The organism is Vibrio sp. Vb0937, from assembly GCF_033338855.1.
Genome location: NZ_JAWOTK010000001.1, coordinates 192,647 through 210,675, shown reverse-complemented (window position 1 = coordinate 210,675; position 18,029 = coordinate 192,647). Strand labels below are relative to the sequence as shown.

At 47.6% G+C, this 18,029-nt stretch carries 12 protein-coding genes; 5 read left to right on the top strand and 7 right to left on the bottom strand.

Going from position 1 to position 18,029, the window contains the following annotated elements:
- Nucleotides 1–128 precede the first annotated feature (128 nt).
- The gene (locus R7P67_RS00980) at nt 129–1,082 is read left to right on the top strand and encodes a M23 family metallopeptidase (protein ID WP_005374721.1); all 954 of its coding nucleotides are present in this window, start codon (nt 129–131) and stop codon (nt 1,080–1,082) included.
- A complete protein-coding gene (locus tag R7P67_RS00975) occupies nt 986–1,438 on the top strand; it encodes a polymer-forming cytoskeletal protein (protein WP_080276973.1) in 453 nt (150 codons plus the stop codon). Before R7P67_RS00980 ends, R7P67_RS00975 begins: the two co-directional genes overlap by 97 nt.
- An 86-nt stretch (nt 1,439–1,524) precedes the next feature.
- Here the strand turns inward: R7P67_RS00975 and R7P67_RS00970 are convergent, their stop codons facing one another.
- The gene (locus R7P67_RS00970) at nt 1,525–4,275 is read right to left on the bottom strand and encodes a M16 family metallopeptidase (protein WP_262653194.1); all 2,751 of its coding nucleotides are present in this window, start codon (nt 4,273–4,275) and stop codon (nt 1,525–1,527) included.
- Between the two features lie 364 nt (nt 4,276–4,639).
- On the opposite strand from R7P67_RS00970, the gene R7P67_RS00965 reads away from it, so the two are divergent.
- Entirely contained in the window at nt 4,640–6,526 is a 1,887-nt protein-coding gene (locus R7P67_RS00965) for a methyl-accepting chemotaxis protein (protein ID WP_262653192.1), read from the top strand.
- Between the two features lie 117 nt (nt 6,527–6,643).
- Here R7P67_RS00965 and fecE read toward each other — a convergent pair whose 3' ends face one another.
- The 6 genes from fecE to R7P67_RS00935 form a co-directional block, all read right to left on the bottom strand.
- Nucleotides 6,644–7,408 (bottom strand): Fe(3+) dicitrate ABC transporter ATP-binding protein FecE, encoded by a 765-nt coding sequence (gene fecE / locus R7P67_RS00960; protein ID WP_262653190.1) that lies wholly within the window; start codon nt 7,406–7,408, stop codon nt 6,644–6,646.
- A 2-nt stretch (nt 7,409–7,410) separates the two neighbouring features.
- On the bottom strand, nt 7,411–8,382 hold the full coding sequence (locus R7P67_RS00955) for a FecCD family ABC transporter permease (protein ID WP_262653186.1): 972 nt from the start codon (nt 8,380–8,382) through the stop codon (nt 7,411–7,413).
- Nucleotides 8,379–9,338, bottom strand: a complete 960-nt coding sequence (locus tag R7P67_RS00950) for a FecCD family ABC transporter permease (protein ID WP_411912803.1) — start codon at nt 9,336–9,338, stop codon at nt 8,379–8,381. The genes R7P67_RS00955 and R7P67_RS00950 overlap by 4 nt, the downstream gene beginning before the upstream one ends.
- Nucleotides 9,339–9,412: 74 nt before the next feature.
- A complete protein-coding gene (locus R7P67_RS00945) occupies nt 9,413–10,336 on the bottom strand; it encodes a Fe(3+) dicitrate ABC transporter substrate-binding protein FecB (RefSeq protein WP_085569431.1) in 924 nt (307 codons plus the stop codon).
- Nucleotides 10,337–10,436: 100 nt separating this feature from the next.
- Nucleotides 10,437–12,575, bottom strand: coding sequence for a TonB-dependent siderophore vibrioferrin receptor PvuA (gene pvuA / locus R7P67_RS00940; protein WP_085569432.1), 2,139 nt, complete (start codon nt 12,573–12,575; stop codon nt 10,437–10,439).
- Nucleotides 12,576–12,695: 120 nt separating this feature from the next.
- Nucleotides 12,696–14,732 carry a TonB-dependent receptor gene (locus R7P67_RS00935; RefSeq protein WP_025768678.1) on the bottom strand — a complete coding sequence of 679 codons (2,037 nt, stop codon included), beginning with the start codon at nt 14,730–14,732 and terminating at the stop codon, nt 12,696–12,698.
- 250 nt (nt 14,733–14,982) lie between these two features.
- Between R7P67_RS00935 and R7P67_RS00930 the strand changes: the two genes are divergently transcribed.
- Both R7P67_RS00930 and R7P67_RS00925 read left to right on the top strand, forming a co-directional pair.
- On the top strand, nt 14,983–16,194 hold the full coding sequence (locus R7P67_RS00930) for an acetyl-CoA carboxylase biotin carboxylase subunit family protein (RefSeq protein ID WP_005374706.1): 1,212 nt from the start codon (nt 14,983–14,985) through the stop codon (nt 16,192–16,194).
- A complete protein-coding gene (locus tag R7P67_RS00925; RefSeq protein WP_262653182.1) occupies nt 16,191–18,023 on the top strand; it encodes an IucA/IucC family protein in 1,833 nt (610 codons plus the stop codon). Before R7P67_RS00930 ends, R7P67_RS00925 begins: the two co-directional genes overlap by 4 nt.
- Nucleotides 18,024–18,029: the final 6 nt, after the last annotated feature.

Genomic DNA, 18,029 nt, shown 5'->3' with positions numbered 1-18,029 from the left:
TAATATCTGAAAACGCCTCACGACCTGACACTTCTTTCCAATTTGCCTCTGGCGGTCCCTACTCGTTTTCCTTACATTCCTACTAACTCAGTGACGAGACGTATACCAAATACGAGCAATAGAAGACGATGAAAGACCAGTTGACGATCTCTATATCAACTATCAATGGCTCAAGACATTGGTACTTCAGTAAAAGGATGCAACGCAACATAAAAACGTTTTTCGTTTTTTTTGTTGTTGCTCTGGCCGCGACCGTAATCTTAATTCATCACTTGTACACTCGCGTTGATAATGCAGCGTTAAAACAAGCTGAATTGACAGAGCATTCACGCACCATGGGTGAAGAGCTCAGCACACTGAAAACACTTAAATCAGAGCTAGAAAATGACCTTTCAGAACGGGAAGAACGGGTACAACTTGTTTCGGAACGTTTGGGTGAATTAGAGAAAGTGCTTGGGGTTGGAGAACATACCTCGACAAATAACTTGGATGCTAGGCTCGATGCAGCAGCGATAACCTCAAACGTTCGCATGGTGTTATTAAACCAAATACCAAGTGGCTCTCCAGTCGGCAACGTACGACTATCTTCCGGATTCGGTAAGCGTATCCATCCGGTGACAAAAGTTGCCAAGATGCATCGTGGGCTCGATTTTGCCGTAAATATCGGCACCAAAATTTATGCCCCTGCCGATGGGGTAGTGGAAGTCACCCGCCGCAGTAATAAAGGCTCTGGTAACTTCCTCAGGCTACAACATTCTTTCGGTTTTTCGAGTTCTTATTCGCACTTGAAAGCGTTCAAAGTAAAAAGTGGTCAGTTCGTCAAAAAAGGGCAGCTGATTGCAATTTCCGGCAACAGTGGGCTCTCTTCTGGCCCTCACCTGCATTACGAGGTGCGATTTGTTGGGCGAGCACTGAATCCGAAACCATTTGTCGATTGGAGCCTTAATGATTTCGAAGACATTTTTACTAAGGAGCGAAGAATACGATGGGAATCTTTAATCAAAACAGTGGAACAACGAGTAGCTCAGCAGCTTCAACTCTCATCGCCAAAGGCTGTTCTCTTAGCGGAGAACTCAAAGTAGAAAACGATGTCCAGATTGATGGCATCGTCGATGGTCAAATTAACGTGGAAGGCACTCTCGTTGTCGCAGAAAGCGGGCGAGTAAACGGTGAAATTTACGCTAAACAGCTGATCATTAACGGCATGATGGACGGAAACTGTCACGCAGAACACATTCAAGTGCTTGCCAAGGGACGCGTAAGCGGTAGGATCTGGAGCAATAACCTCAGCATTGAACCTGGTGGCAAATTCTTTGGTGAAGCAGCCGAATTACCTGAAAAGGAAGTGGTAACGTTAAAGGGTAAGGCTCAAGACAGTGCGATCACAAAAGAAAACAACACCAACAATGAAAAGCGACTTTCGCGTAAATCAGCATAAAAGCTTTGATTAAAGTGCTTAAAAAAGACGGCTTTCACGCCGTCTTTTTATTACTATTGCCACGATTTTCGTCAGAAACTACGTGATTATTCGGCCGGATTTAAAACCATCACCGAGCGTTTTGCTTGTGGGCCAAAAGCTGATTTTGCATGCGCTTTCACTTCATCTAACGTCACACTTTTAGCCACTTTCTCAACGTCAAGTAACACATCGACGCCGTAATCATGCACCAAATAACGAGTATATGCCCATGATCTCTGTGCTGGGTTATCATCCAATCCTTGCATCGCGACTGCCAGTTGTTTCGCGGCCGTATCCACTTCTTCTTGGGTAATATTTGACGCTAAATCATCAAACACTTTGCCCAGTTTACTCTCTAAAAGAGCCACGTCTTCGGGCTCGACTTGAGACTCCAAGAGCCAATCAGAGATGGGTTCGCGATCTTGTGTCATGGTGTAAATGCTCGGGCTGTAATCAAGGCTAGACTCTTCTCGCACAATATCCAAAACACGCGCATTACTAATACGTTGCAAAATATCTTCGATAACCGTGTCTCTTGCCGTACGTTGGTAATCGCTCGTATTAGTCAAACGCATTACATACAACGATGAAGGTTCATGCCCATCCGCAACCACAGTTCGCTCCGGCACTTCCGGGTTAAACGCAACGCGATAATCAATCGAACGACTAGGTTTCATTTCGATAGAGGCCACATACTTACGCAAAAGTGGTGTAATTTCTTCCGGCTCTACGTTTGCAACAATAACCATCTTAAAACCATCATTGGTTTTGAAAAGTTGCTCATGCACCGCTAGTATCTGCTCGGAAGTCACTTGTTCAACATCATCACTGGACACTATACGATGACGACTCCCCGGCAAATAAGAATTGCCGTTTGCTTTTTGAATCAGTTTTCCCATCGGTGATTCAAAAAAAGCGCCGCTCTGCTGTTTAAACTCTTGCTTCGCTGCCGCCATCTGGTGCTCGTCGACTTTAATCTCCGTCGCTAGGTTGTATAGTCCATTCAAAGCATCGGTTAGGTGCGTATTTGGCGCCGTAATTTGCGCTCCGTGACTGGTCGCATCAAGCATCGCGCCAAGCGCAATGTTGTTTTTGCGTAAGTAGCTATCTAGCTCTGAACCAGAAAATGCCCCTAACCCACTGCGTATTGCCGTTGTTGCTGCGATTTCATAAGCGGCATACAACGTCGGATCAACAGCGGCTTTACCACCTTGGCTCGCATAGTAAATATACGCTCGACCACCCGCTTTAGTATCTTTTTGGAACCACACTTCGACACCGTTTGATAGCGTATAGACTTGAAAACCACCCGCTTCCTGACGCATGCTCGTGATGCTGCCTTCCTGGGTAGGCTTTAAGAATCCATCCACTTTGTCATACATCTCTAACGGTTTTTCGCCAGTTTGAAGATAGGCACTGTTTAGAGCGGCAAATACACCATTGAACTGTTCTGACGTTTCGCTTTTCCCCAAACCAATAAAAAAGCTTGGCTGCTGAGATAACAAGGCATCCAATTGTGTGTTAATGCTCTCTAAATTCTCGTTGTTGATGAATTCTGCCAAACTCTGGGCATAATTCTCTTTTGATTGGCTGACACTGTCTTGTCCAATTTGAAAAACACGTGCTTCTGCGTAACTGTTTGGCTTACGCTGACTCCAATCTGAATCAATATTTGCAAGTTCACCTTGCCAATTTGACATAACGCTATCTAACTCGGATTGAGTCGCACCATAATCTCTCAACGACGCCAAGGTACGAATGAAAGTCTGGTGCATTTGTTCGCGGCGATCTGGTGCAAACGAAATCCCTGCCGACATCATACGCTGATAGTTAGAGTAATAGGGCTCTGCATAAGCGTATTGAAAAGGTTCAGCGGCATCACTGAGTACACGGATCAAACGCTGTTGAATGAGTTGTGTTGCGACTTCATCACGCCACACTTCATGTTGTTGCTCAATCGTCGTACCGCCACTTAGACCACGCTCAATCACTAAATGAAGACTTGGTGATTCCATCGTGTTACTTGGCAAGATTCTGTTTTCGTTGTTCACTCGAATATCACGGCGCTTCTCTATTACCGTATCCGAGGTACTTTCCCAGTTCGAGAACTTGCTTTTGATAATCTTGGACAGTGAATCTATGTCGATATTACCGGTCACAATCAACTCGGCATTTTGTGGCTGGTACCACTTGTCGTAAAACGCCTTTAACTTACTCGAGGAAGCGTTTTGAATCGCTTCGCGAGTACCAATTGGGTCATGCTCACCATACATAGTGCCTTCAATCGAGGCTTGGTAAGCATGCATAGAAAAGGACTTATCATCCGGATTAGCACGTCGCCATTCACCGAGAATCACCCCTTTTTCTTTCTCTACTTGCTCAGGAGCAAACTCAAGCCCGTTACCGATATCTCTCATCCACTTCAGGGCATCTTCTAGCTTCGTATTATTCGCAAGGTCAAGTTGGTAAGACGTTTGCTGATAACTGGTAAAAGCGTTGATATCAGCGCCAAAGCTACCACCAGATTGCTCGAAAAGTTTGACAACGTCGTTACCGGTAAAATGCTCACTACCATTAAACGCCATATGCTCAACAAAGTGAGCGTAACCCTTTTGAGAGGATGTTTCTTGGAATGAGCCGATATTCATCACCAAACGGACCGAGACTTCTTGGTCTTCTGTTGGATAAAGATGGTATTTCATACCGTTCGATAACTGGTCCACGTGCCAGTTGGCGTCAGGTTGAATCGGCGTCGACTGTTGTATCAGAGCACACCCTGACACTAATAACGCGGGGACTAACAATATACTGCGCATAACGATTGCCCATAACAATGATTAAGCTAATCAATATATATCCGGTGCTATAACCTTCACATTTTTAATGGATTATCAAATACGCAAATGTGATAAAGATCACCATTTATTGAAATGAATTCTCATTTACAAAAATCGACAAATCCTTACTTTACAAATACATAAATAATATCGTCCCAAATCCTTTTGCTTATTTGATGTAAAACTCAAATTCGCGACATGGAGTCAGTATTTATTTTGAGCAATAAAATATAATTATTGAACAGATTCGAATCTGACTTTCTGCTGCATATTCAACAGCGCAGAGAGCACTGATGAGAATAAAAACACAACAACTATTATTCAAAGATCTATTATTCGCTTTATGTTCAAAAATCTATCATTAAAAAACAAACTGGCAATCTCTGCCAGTGCCGCCATCATTCTAGGGGGAGTGCTGGTAGAGGGGCTGTCTTTTCGAGATTCATTAAATAGGCTCGATGTCGAAGTCGCACAGCGACTAGAAAGCACTAGCGCATCTTACAATCAATACGTAAAGGACTGGCTACTCTCTAAAGAGCGCGCACTGACTTCACTCTCTTCTGATTCAGAGAAACGTTCTCTGGTTACACATTTGAAACAAGTCCGAGACTCTGGCGCGTTCGATAACGTTTTCCTCGCTTACCCGGACGGGTCACAAGACAACGCTAATGGGGTGGTTTTGCCACCAGGTAATAACGATCCTCGCAAGTGGGGCTGGTACACCAACGCCATTGCCAATCCATCGAAAGTCTTTATGGATAATCCGACCGTTGCTGCTGCAACTGGTGCGAATGTGGTGTCGCTCGGTAAAGCCCTGCAATTGCATGGTCAAACCGTCGTTCTGGGTGCTGACGTAGAGATCGGTGATATCCTGAACAGCCTCAACCAAGTGATCCTACCGGGTGAAGGTTATATGTTTATTGCCAATGAACAGGGCAATATTTTCACTCATAACAACGGTAAACTGCTGAATCAACCGGTTAGCAAGCTAGGCCTCAACAACAACGACATTACGTCAGCCGCACGTTCAGGTACAGAACGTCGCGTCTCTATTAACGGCATCGAATATGTGATTTACGCGCGCCACATAGAGGGTACCAAACTCACAACGGTCACAGTGTTAGATCAAAACTCGTTGGTTGCCCCACTTTACGATGCAGTTTGGGATCAAATCATCGCAACCACTATCGTCGTCGTTATCTGTGTGGCTTTGTTTAACCTGCTATGTAACATCTTGTTCCGTCCGCTCTACAATGTTTCGAATGCGCTTGCGCAAATCGCCAACGGTAGCGGCGATCTGACTCAACGCATCAAAGTAGAAAACCGTGACGAAGTTGGTGAACTGGCTGAAAACTTCAACCAGTTTGTTGAAAGTTTACAGCAGCTTATTGGTCATATTCGTCACCAAGCGGAAGAACTGAGCCAACAATCGGAGCTGAGCACGAATCGCGCGAATCAATCGGTTTCCGATCTGAACCATCAGCAACAAGAAATCACTATGGTGGCGACCGCTGTGACTGAAATGGCATCAGCAACGCAAGAGATTGCAGCACATGCAGAGCAGACGGCTAAAGCCGCTCAAGACTCTTCAGCGAGCACACAAAATGGTCATGAGTTAGTGGTCAACTCCAAGTCATCCATCAACAATTTGTCTTCTGAAGTCAACCAAGCGAGCGTTGTCATCGGCGAGCTCAACCAGCACGCGCAAGACATCTCAACCGTACTATCAACGATTCGAGACATCGCAGAACAAACCAACTTACTGGCTCTGAATGCGGCGATTGAAGCGGCGCGTGCAGGTGAACAAGGTCGCGGTTTTGCCGTTGTTGCAGACGAGGTTCGCGTGCTATCACAACGCACACACACCTCAACCGAAGAGATTCGCTCGACGATCGAGACCTTGCAGCAAACCACACAACGCGCTGTGACCATCATGGATACAAGCTCTCAGCTCGCGCAAGGTTCGGTGGAAGATGCAGATCGCGCAGCACTGGCTCTGGATGAAATCAACGCGGCCGTTGCGCTGATCAGCGATATGGCAACGCAAATCGCGACCGCCGCCGAAGAGCAAACGCACGTAACCAATGAAATCACGCAAAATGTCACGTCCATTAAAGATGTGACCGATCACTTGGTAGTTGGTGCCGAAGAATCGATGAATCAATCTGCTGAGCTGAAATCGCAAGCTGAGGATCTCAACTCGAAAGTGGCGACGTTTAAACTGGCTTAAACGCCACATTAAGGACGCTCTTAAAAACAACAAACCCCGCTAGCAACTTTGTTACTAGCGGGGTTTGTTTTTATGGATCGACGTTTTTATTGCAGATAGCTTTCCAAAGACGTAAACCTACACCGCCACACACATCGGCGTGCCTGAGATTGGGTCATTAAATACTCTCGCTTGTATATCAAACACCGATGACAACATGCCTTCTGTCATTACCTCTTGCGGTGTTCCCTGCGTGACTAACTGACCTTTTTCCAACACCACCAAATGATCGCAGTAACGGCACGCTTGGTTTAGATCGTGCAGCACTACGACCACTGTTTTGCCTTTGTCGTTCATCTGCCTCATGAGTTTCATCAGCTCAACTTGGTGAGAGAGATCCAAGTAAGTGGTTGGCTCATCAAGCATCACTACGTCGGTATCTTGCGCCATTACCATCGCAATCCACGCTCTTTGCCTTTGACCGCCAGACAACGATTCAACTGGCTTGTCAGCAAACTCAATCACGCCAGTATCTTGCATTGCTTGCTCGACCAAGGCTTTGTCTTGTTGACTTAACCTGCCCCAATGAGAGAGATAAGGCGAGCGGCCATATTCGACCAGTTTTCTGACGGTAATACCTTCAGGACTGACAAGAATCTGCGGCAGCAAAGACAACGAACGCGCCAAGCGTTTATCACCGTAGCTGCTTAGTGGTTTGTCGTCATACAACACTTGGCCAGAAGCGGGTTTATTGATGCGTACCAAGGTTTTTAATAGTGTCGATTTACCGCAACCATTTGGACCAACTAGTGCGGTAATTTTACCTTGAGGAATCGACAAAGAGAGATCTGGAATGATGGTCTGTTTGCCGTACGCGACGGATAAGTTCTGCGTTCGTAACATGCTTACCAACCTCTATAACGATACAAAAGAAAAATGAAATATGGTGCGCCAATAACAGATGTCAGCACTCCCGCTGGTAGCTCAATTGGCGGCTGTAAGCCTCTCGCTAAACCATCGGCGCAAATCACCAACAAAGCGCCAAGGGTTGCAGCGGCTGGAGTCAACAACTTGTGGTTGTGGCCAAACAGCAAACGCGCAAGATGCGGCGCAAGCAGGCCAACAAAGCTGATCGTGCCTGCCACAGACACACTGATACTCGCCAATAGCACGGCAGCAATCAACGCAATAATTTGGATCTGTCTTGGTTTCGTGCCAAGTGTAGTGGCGCTTTCTTCTCCCAGTCCCATCACATCTAGCCGCCAAGCCAGCCAAAACGCCAATGGTAGTAGCAGCAATAAAGCACTCCAAATAAACGGCACTTGTTGCCAGTTTCGTCCCCACAAACTGCCGGTTAGCCATACCATCGCCGTGTTGATTTCGATAGGGTGCACAATCAGAAGAAAATCGATACCGCTGGCTAAAAATGCGCTGACAGCAACACCAATCAGCGCCAAACGTGCTGGTGTTGGTTTCGACCAGTAAGCCAGCACAGCAATAAAGCCAGCAGCAAGCAAGCCTCCCGCCATGGCGACCATCGGCAACATTGCCACTGGCGCATTCGGATACAGCACCAAACAAGCGGTAGCCGCCAGTCCTGCTCCGGCGCTTATCCCCATTAAATCTGGTGAGGCAAGTGGATTACGGATGACGCCTTGAACTAAAACGCCTGACAGCCCCAACCCAGCGCCCACGCCAATGGCGAGCAACATTCTCGGTAATCGATATTGGTGAATCACAAAGTCCGATTCAGAGAAAGAAAACAGTAATGCAAAAACCTGTTGAGCCGACATGTTCGCCGCGCCAACAAACAGCGTGAGAGAAGACGCAATCAGCAACAATCCAACTAATGCAAACAGTTTGGTTTGATTCATCATGATGATTTCCTCATTGCAATCGCGATAAAGCAAGGTGTGCCCAACAGCGCGGTAATCACGCCCACTGGCGTTTCAGCCGGAAAGGCAATCGCTCGTGATAAAGCATCTGACCACGTCACCAATGCCGCGCCACACAAGGCGGAAACCGGAATGAGAATGTGATAGTTGTGACCAACAATCGGGCGTACCAAGTGCGGCACTAACAACCCGACAAAGCCAATTGGCCCAGCAATCGCTACGCTAGTTCCTGCCAACAGCACAACCGCTAAACCACTGATAAATCGAGTAAGACGAATGTTACCACCTAGCCCAACAGCAACTTCGTCCCCCAACGCGAGTAAATTTAAGTTTCGCGCTAAGCCCATGGCGAGCACCAAACCTAAAGTCGCAAAAGGCCACAGTTGCTGCAACTGCTCAGAATCTACCGCAGAGAGTGAACCCGTTAACCAATGCAACACGCTGTAAGCCATGTCATCCGCCAAAATTACCGACGCACGAGTTAACCCTATCAGCAGTGCACTGATGGCAATGCCCGCTAGCACTAAACGCAATGGGTGAGAACGCGCGGAGAAAAAACCACCCAACAACATGACCGCACCACCACTTAGTAGCGCGCCGAGTACTGCGTTGATGATTGGGTTCAATTGACTAAAGAATGGTACGCCGATGGACGCCAAGGCCATAAAACAAGCCGCACCAGCATTAATGCCGAGAATGGATGGCGACGCCAAAGGGTTACGAGTTAATCCTTGCATCAGCACTCCGGATACCGCAAGCGAAGCGCCAATTAATAACCCAGCATAGGCACGAGGCGCACGCAGCGTCGCGAGGATTTGATGCAGCATATTGCCCTCATCAAACGCAAACCAATAGCTTGTCAGATCATTAACGCTCAAAGAAAAGTTGGACCAGCCAATCATTGAGGCTGCATAGCCTGAGAGCGTACACAACGCCATAGCACAGACAAACAAGCTCGCTTTCCAATGCGATTTGCTAACCGAAGACGCGCTTTCCGAGCTTATCGCCGAACTCATGAGCGCTCCAATAACGCTTCAAGATTGCGGGCAATTTCTTCCGCAGCCAACATGCCGCGATTTAACGACCACAGTTCAGGAGATACCTCAACAAGTTGCTGTTTTTTCGCAGCGGTTAGCAGCTTAAATAATGGGTTTTTGCGCCACTCATCCACAATATTTGGTTGAGAGTAAAGTCCAACTAGTAACCAATCAGGGTTGGTTTTTAGTAAAAGTTCGAAACTGGTTGGGATATACGCTTTTTGCTCAGATGGAGCCAGCGGGCTTTGGATGCCCAGCGTACTCAAAACGCCCCCAGCGTAAGAAACCGGGCTATGCAGCCACATCCCTTTGTCAGAAACCACACCAAACTGAATGGTTTCTTGTGTCGCAAAATGCTGTTTGAACTCCGCCATTGTCTGTTTGTGCTGCTCAATTCGTTGTGTCATTTTCGCTTGTTTGCCAATTGCCACGCCGATTTTGTGTGCGGATTCAAGATTTTCTTGATATGTCTCACCACGGCTTTTTAACAGCAAAGTTGGCGCAATTCGCTGCAAATCTTGATAAATCGCACGATGACGTTCTGCATCAGCAATGATCAAATCCGGCTTGAGCACCGCAATCGCCTCTAAACTCGGTTGCGAGCGCATGCCGACCGATTGCCAAGGCTCAACCTTGGCACGAACAGCAGAAATGACTCGTGTGGCATCGTTGTCATCGGCGACGCCTACCGGTGAGACATCGACTGCCGCTAATGCATCGACAAACGAAAATTCTAAAACCACAATACGTTGAGGTATCGCTTCTAGCTCAAAAGTGCCTTGCTCATCTTGCACGCTGCGCACCTGAGAAAATGCGCTAAATGACATCAAAGCTGAGCTCAGTAGCATCAGCAAAACGGTTGAAAAGTGTTTGATCGTAAATTGTTTTTTATTTTTCATCTTGCTTTTTCCAGTGCTAAGAGTTTTCCAGTACCTAAGATCGGCAAAGTCGCCAAGGTAAATTGGCGACTTTTCTTTTCAAACTCGGTGAACGAAACGCTTAAAACTGATAGTTCAGATCCAGTGTATAAGAGCGTCCCGGAGCTGGGTACCGACCAACTGGGCTGGTATCAATCCCGCGGAAGTAATACTCCTCGTCAAACAAGTTGTTCACCGCAACATTCATGCGTAACTTGCCTTTGTCGTCTTTGTATAAATCCGTCCCCAAGTTGAAGTTCCACACCATGTAAGATGGTACTTTACCCGTTGCGCCTGTTGCATCTTCGGCACTGGTGTTGGCGTTATCGGTATACGAATCACTGAAGTAGAAGCCCGATAGCGTGGTGTCCATGCCGTAAAATGCGTAAGTTGCATCCCAACCAAGCTGATGCTTAGAGGTGTAAGGCAGTTGATTACCTTTATTCGCGCCTTCTTCTTCAAGCGTAGCGTCTAGATAATTGTAGCTTGCGCCTAAACTCAGTGCAGGTAGAACTTCAGGCACATAACGAGCAGAAAGCTCTATGCCTTGGTGAAGTGTTTTTCCGATGTTATCGAAAGTCTGCGTTGAGCTTTGCCATTGCAATTGATCTTCAAAGTCGATGCGATAAAGTGCAGCGTTAAAGCTGGTCGCATCTTGGGTGTAACGCGCGCCGACTTCGTAGTTCCAAGCCAGTTCGCTACCTTCTTCACCCAAGCCTCGGATGTAGGCAATTTGTGGCGCACGAAGTGATTTTTGCGCGTTCGCATACGTCACCCACTGATCAGTTAAGTTGTATGCCACCGTCAAACCTGGCAACCATTCCGTCACGGTGTTGTCTGCTGTTTGTTTTTTACCACGATCGGTAAACGTCATTCGAACCGACTCAACACGCAACCCAGGCGTTACCTTCAATGTATCATTGAACAAACCAATTTCGTTGCTAACGTATCCAGCAAACGCGTCCGTATCTAAATGCCAATCACGCGGAACGCTGGTTGCACCACCGGCGATTGGAGTCTGAGTGAGTTTGTAGTCGATGTCTTCGTTAACATAACGGGTACCCACGATCCAGTTTTGAGTAACGGATTTACCTTCGCCAAAGTACATCGCCATTTTTGGCTCTATACCATACACGGTAAATTCACGTGGAGAGGTACGAACGTCCGTCGCTGGCAGAGCCGGATCCGCCCAATGGCCACCCGCGCTGTTAAAGCCCCACTTGAAAAGACGCTCTGACTTATGGCCAAACGTTAGCACTTCTAGCTCAGCACTGTCGGCAAATGGCAAATCGTGGATGTACTTAACACTCCAGCGCGTCGACTTACCTTCATAATCATCGTAAGGACGTTTCGATTGGTGACGATCTTGCTCGTAATCTTGTGGCGAAAGTGCGCCCGGCATTTGCGTTTCAGCATCGTAACGTTGCAGGAATGCTTGAATCTCTTGAGTGTCACTCAGTAGCCACTGTGCTTTGGCTTGGAAGTTCTTCACGTCCGTATCGGAATTTTCACGGAAGCTTTCACCTTTTAGGAAGTTACCTTCCAACTGTAGTGCAAATGTGTCGCTTAACCAGCCGCCCGTGCGTAGGTAAAAATCATTCAGCGGCGCATCACCGCCATCAAACACGGTAAGGCGGTTACTGATTTCAGTTTGCCACGTGTGTGGAATCGGTTTGGTCACTAAGTTGATCACACCACCGACGTTGTTTGGGCCGTACTGTACTGCAGCACCACCGCGTACAATGTCAATACGATCAAGCATCGACAGTGTTGCTGGGAAGATAGACTGACCAGTGTGACCATATGGCGCAAGTGTTAGCGGTACACCATCCATCAAGAACTGAGCATGACCACTACGGCTTGCTTTCAAACCACGTACGGAAATGTTAGGCAATACGCCCGTTCCGCTTTCATCCTGAACTTTAATACCCGGCACGCGCTGTAGCGCGTTATCAATCGAGCCTGCGGCGGTTTTCTCGATTTGATCGCGGGTAATGACGGTACGAGCACCTGGGTACTCTTTGACGTCTTCAATTTCAGATTTACCAATCACGCTACCAGTGACAACGACGGTTTCCATCGCGGTAGTTTGTTCTTTTTTAGCAGGAGCGGCAACCGCGCTCATGGATGTGGCAGAAGCGATTGCAATCGCAAGCACACTGTAAGTGGTAGACAAACCAGCACGTACACGCACTTTACCATCCAAATTCTGGTAAGACATTAAGATCTCCTTTGCGAGAAATTGAGCCTCGGGCAGAATATATCCCGTAGGCTCTCGGGGCTAAACATCCTCAATATGAGGCAAAAATCGGCTAACAGGCGCTAACTACGCACAAAAAGCCTAGAACTGATATCCGTAGCTGAGCATGAACTCGGCTGGTGCGCCATAGCCAATCTGGTTTAAGCCAGACGTGCCGTTTGTTGCGCCAAGAATGTATTTCTCATCCAAAATGTTGTAAGCGTTCGCTTGGATTTTGTGACGACCAGTGGTGTACGCCGCCATCAAATCCACCGTTGTGTAATCGCCAAGTGCGACGGCTTCGTCGTTACCTGCGTAACGGTCGCCCACGTACTTCACACCACCGCCTAAACGCCAGTTGTCATCCAATTGGTAAGTGCTCCAAAGAGAGAACAAGTGGTCTGATACATCGTTAGGCTTTTTGCCTGTGGCTTTGTCTTCCGCATCTAAGTAGCTGTAACCCACAGAGATGTCCCACTGTTTGGTGATTTGACCGCGAGCCTCTAATTCAATACCTTGGTGACGCACTTCAATTTTATCGATCACATCGCCGTCCACGTTAGTTTGTGGTTGCTCTTGATCAATCTGGAACAGTGCCGCATTCAACATTAATGCGTTATCCAAAAGGTACGCTTTCGCACCCACCTCTTTTAAGTCGGTGTGGAAGAATTCCGCCAATTTTGGATTGATGTAGATACCAGCGTACGGTAACTGCCAAGAGCGCGCTAAACTGGCGTATACGGATGTGTCGGAATTGATGCGGTATACCAAACCAGCACGGTAGCTGACTTTGTCATCATCCAATTTTTCCTTATCTGAGCCCGCTTTTTGTTGTTCGAGTTCCATCGAGTCGTAACGCACGTTACCGATCAAAGAAAGGTCACCCCACGTATAGACGTCTTGCACATACAAACCTGTCGTGGTGGTGGTATTGTCACGAAATGGCTTAAAGCCCGGATCAGGCGTTGGACCAACGACTGGGTCGTAGATATTTTGCGGAGGAAGCGTTTTGTCACTTGCCAACGTTAGGTCGATATCGATCTGGTTGAAATCTGCACCCACCATCAATTGATTGTCCCTGGTTTCCCAAACCAACTCAGATTGTAAAGTGGTCGTAGTACGTGGATCGTAACCAAAGTTGTTAACGGTTTGAGACACTTCATTACCCGTCACTTTGCCCTGACGCGTGCCTTTTTGCTCAAGTTCGATATGGTTGAACGCCGCTCGGTTGTTCCATACCCATTGATCATTCAGACGCCATTCGTAATCCACCGCAATACGGAGACTGTCTGACTCCTGATAGTCGTTTGTGCCGCCAAAGTAAGTGCTTACTGGCAAATCAACTGGCTTGCCATTTTTTGATGGCACACCACGATACGGCACTAGTTCTTGATGGGCGTATTCCACGTCAATATCAATGGTGTGACCTTCCGCTGGTAACACACGAATGGTCGGTGCAATGAAGAAATCGTTTGAATCAACATGATCAACGTACGAGTCGGCTTGACGGTATTCCAAGTTAATACGCCCGTTGACCTTATCTGTAAACGCCATTGAGCTGTCGACCTGACCAACATACTGGTTGTTGCTGCCTACACTACCGTTTACGTGAGTAAAATTCTCACCGTTAGCGCGTTTCGTCACCAAGTTGATGATGCCCCCAGCCGAACCACGGCCATACAAAGCACCCGCAGGGCCTTTCACAATTTCAACGCGTTCAACGTTCGCTAAGCTGCGGTAAGACTGCAACGTACCGTCATCTCGCAAGCCATCACGGTACATATCGTTGAGTGAATCAAAACCACGTATCATGAACTGATCGCGGCTGCCTTCGCCCAAGGTGTTATTGACCCCGGCTACCCCATCTAGCGCATCCACTAAGCGCACCGCGCCTCGGTCTTGCATTTCTGTTTTCGTTACTACGGATACCGCTTGTGGCACATCAAGCCATTCCACATCGGTTTTGGTGCCTGATTGAGGCATGTGTTCAGCATAACCTTCGTACTGATGCCCGAAGACTTGAATCGTTTCAGTTGCTGATGAGGTTGAGTTCGTCTCTTCTGAAGCCACTGCGCTTGGTGCTACTAGTGAAGAACCAATCGCGACCGCCAAGGGGGTCAGGGTCAATAATTTATTCATTCCATAATTCCGTTTAGTTGTTATAAAGCCAACGGATGGAAATAAGAACAAATATTATTTCTATTTGCAATATTAATTTTATGCTCTATATTTATTTACCCTAAAAACACAACTAACAACAAAAAAAACCAAACATCATAACAATAAATACTAAAACTTCTGCCCTCCGTCTCGCGAGAGGCACATTGGAAGACGACCGTGAGCGACTTTATCAACGTTAGAAGAAAATGTTAGAAAATTAGGAAAGCTCATGAAATCTACGATGATTATCGTAAGTCATGTCGTTAACGATGCAGTCACTCACGGCTTCGTGCCTGCAGCTAAAGCGATGGACCTTCACGTCGTTCTTATCACCGACCATAAGCTCAGCCATTTAGAGCTGGCGAGTCGTGATAGTCACTTTAATCCGGATACCATTCTAGAATGTGATGTCTTCAACCCATTAGAACTCATCGAAACCATCACGGAGCATGAATTAAAGCCAGACGCTATTTTTAGCAATAGTGATCACTTACAAACTTCCACCGCCATCTGCGCGCAATTTTTTGGCCTCCCATCCAAAGATTGGTCTGTCACGTTAAAGGCCAAAAACAAACACTTAACTCGACAAGTGTTAAATGAAAAAGCCCTACCCAACACACAAAGCTGTTTGCTGCACCGCCATTCGAATGCGGCATTAGGCATGGCCTTCCCTGTCGTAGCAAAACCCAAAGAAGGCGTGGCAAGTTTAGATGTACAGCGCTGTGACTCCCAAAGCGAGCTCGATGCTTACTGCGAGGCGTTTTGGCAAAAGCACCCAAACGCCGCCATTCTGGTGGAGCAGTTTCTTCAAGGACCGTTGGTTACGCTCGAAACTTTAGGAGACGGTAACCAACTTATCGCCGTGGGCGGTTTTGATGTGTCGCTCTCTGAGCCGCCTTACTTTATCGAAACCGCCGCAGACTGGAACGGACCAAACGGCATTGCTCACCGAGAAGCTTGCTTGGCTCAACTGAAAGCGTTCGGCGTTGGTTTTGGAGTTTGCCACAGCGAATTTATCATCACGGAAAACGGCCCGGTTCTGGTGGAAATTAACTACCGCAGTATTGGAGATGGCCGCGAATTCTTGCTCAACAATCTCGCTCACTTCGGCTGGTTTAGCACGATTTTGGGTCTGCATCTGGGTCGAAGATTGGACGGCGATTACCAAATTCATGGGTCAGCGCACGTGCACTACGTAGTTGCGGGACACAGTGGTGTGATTGACGGAGGTTCGACGTCGTTCATCCAACACGATGACGATATCATCACCCAGCAACAGGTACTAAAAACCGCTGGAGAACACTTCCAACAGAGTTATTCCAATAAGGATTATCTCGCCCGAATTTCGATTGTCTCACCATCAGGGCGAAACCTCGACCAAGCGCTGCAGAACGCGCTTAGCAATTTCGATCTCGCTCCGACTCGTGAGGTGGCAGCATGAATGACAACGCTTTGTATCTAACGCAACGATTGATCGACACTTGCTTGCGCGAAGACATGTTTGGCATTTTGTCGAAGGCCAAGTTCAGTAGAGACGCGCCAAAAGGGGTAATTGTTCCTCAAGACGAGCAAGTCTGGCTGATATTTGCCAACTCTGATTTCACGTTGTATTTACCTGTTGCGCCAACGTATTACATGCAGCACTGGCGCTACGGTCACGCCAATGACGAAACACCACCAGGTTGGTGGGTGGAGAAAAATGGCCAAGTCGAGCATCAACAGCATTACAAAGAGTGGATTGCGCTACTAACGGCACTGGCGCATGAGAGCTCTCACGAATTGTTGGCGGGGTATCTTCAAGAGCTGGAATGTGCAGAGAAACACAAAGCGCTGTGTGACCAAGCGTTTCATCATCACGCAGACCACATTTCTCAACCAATATCCAAGCTTGGCTCTTGGCATCAAAAACTGCTGCTTGCCGACCAGATCGCTTCTTACCTTGACCACCCGTACTATCCAACTGCGCGTGCGAAGTTTGGTCTGAGCGATGAAGACCTTGCTAAGTACGCGCCCGAGTTCGCACAAAGCTTTGCTCTGCATTGGATTGCGATTGAAAAATCACTGGTGACATTAACCAGCGAACAACCTGATTGCTGGCCGACGATGGAGCAAGTGGGGCTTCCTGCTGATTTTGCACTGAGCCACGTACTGTTCCCTGCGCATCCGCTCACCCTTCGCTCTTTAGAAGCCTTACCCGAAGGCATGATAGAAGCGCCGTTTACGTACCTAGACGTGACGCCAACGCTTTCCGTTCGTACTGTGGTAGTCAACGACGCGCCGCATATTCACATCAAAGTTCCGCTGATCATGCGATCGCTAGGCACGAAAAACATTCGCTTAATCAAGCCTTCAACACTGTATGACGGCCACTGGTTTGAACGCCTACTCAGCCACCTTGAACAAACGGACGCCGACTTAAACAGTCGCTTGTTCCATTGCAACGAAAAGCACGGTGGACACGTCGGCGAGGATAAAACCTTCGCGTACATCGTACGTGAGTACCCACTTACTCATTGCGAAGACAAAGCGTTAGTTCCGGTTGCAGCACTGGCTAGCCCAATGCCTGATGGTCGCTTGTTCTTAGAACATTTGGCGGAGCAGTACTATCAACAAGATACGCTGGCGTGGTTCAAAGATTACGTCGACCTATTATGCCAAGTACACCTTACCTTGTGGCTGCGTTATGGCATCGCATTGGAGTCCAACCAGCAAAACGCCATCGTTGCATTTGATCAACAGGGCAAAATGACGCTCGCGATGAAAGACAACGACGCAGCGCGAATTTGGCCAGAGCGCTTCCACTTTGCAACAGAGCATGCTGCCCAAAAACACGGCGCAGGAACAACTCCCGTGGATTGTGATGAACTGCTCGACCAACGCATCAAAGTCGACAATGAATTGGCGCTCGGTCAGATGTTTACCACCATCACATTACAACTGGATATTGCAGCGATTGTAGAAGCTATGGCAGCGAAGTGCATTGCCTCTTCAGCATCGCTTTACGCCATCGTGGCCAAAAGCATTGCAGAGCAACTCAACCGATTGGAAGGCGAAGGGTTAGAGACAAAACTGGCACGCGAGTTACTGCAAGAAGCACCTGATTTGTACGCCAAGTACTTGTTGAGCTCTGGCAGTTTGCTCTCGAAAGAAGCCTCCGGCGCGAGCGACATCAATAAGTTCTATGGTTTGTCGGCTCCGAACTTCTTGCTGCTTTCTAGCGAAGAAGCGCAACGCGCCTACTTAGAAGCCATCAAAAAAAGCGTACGTTAAACGATT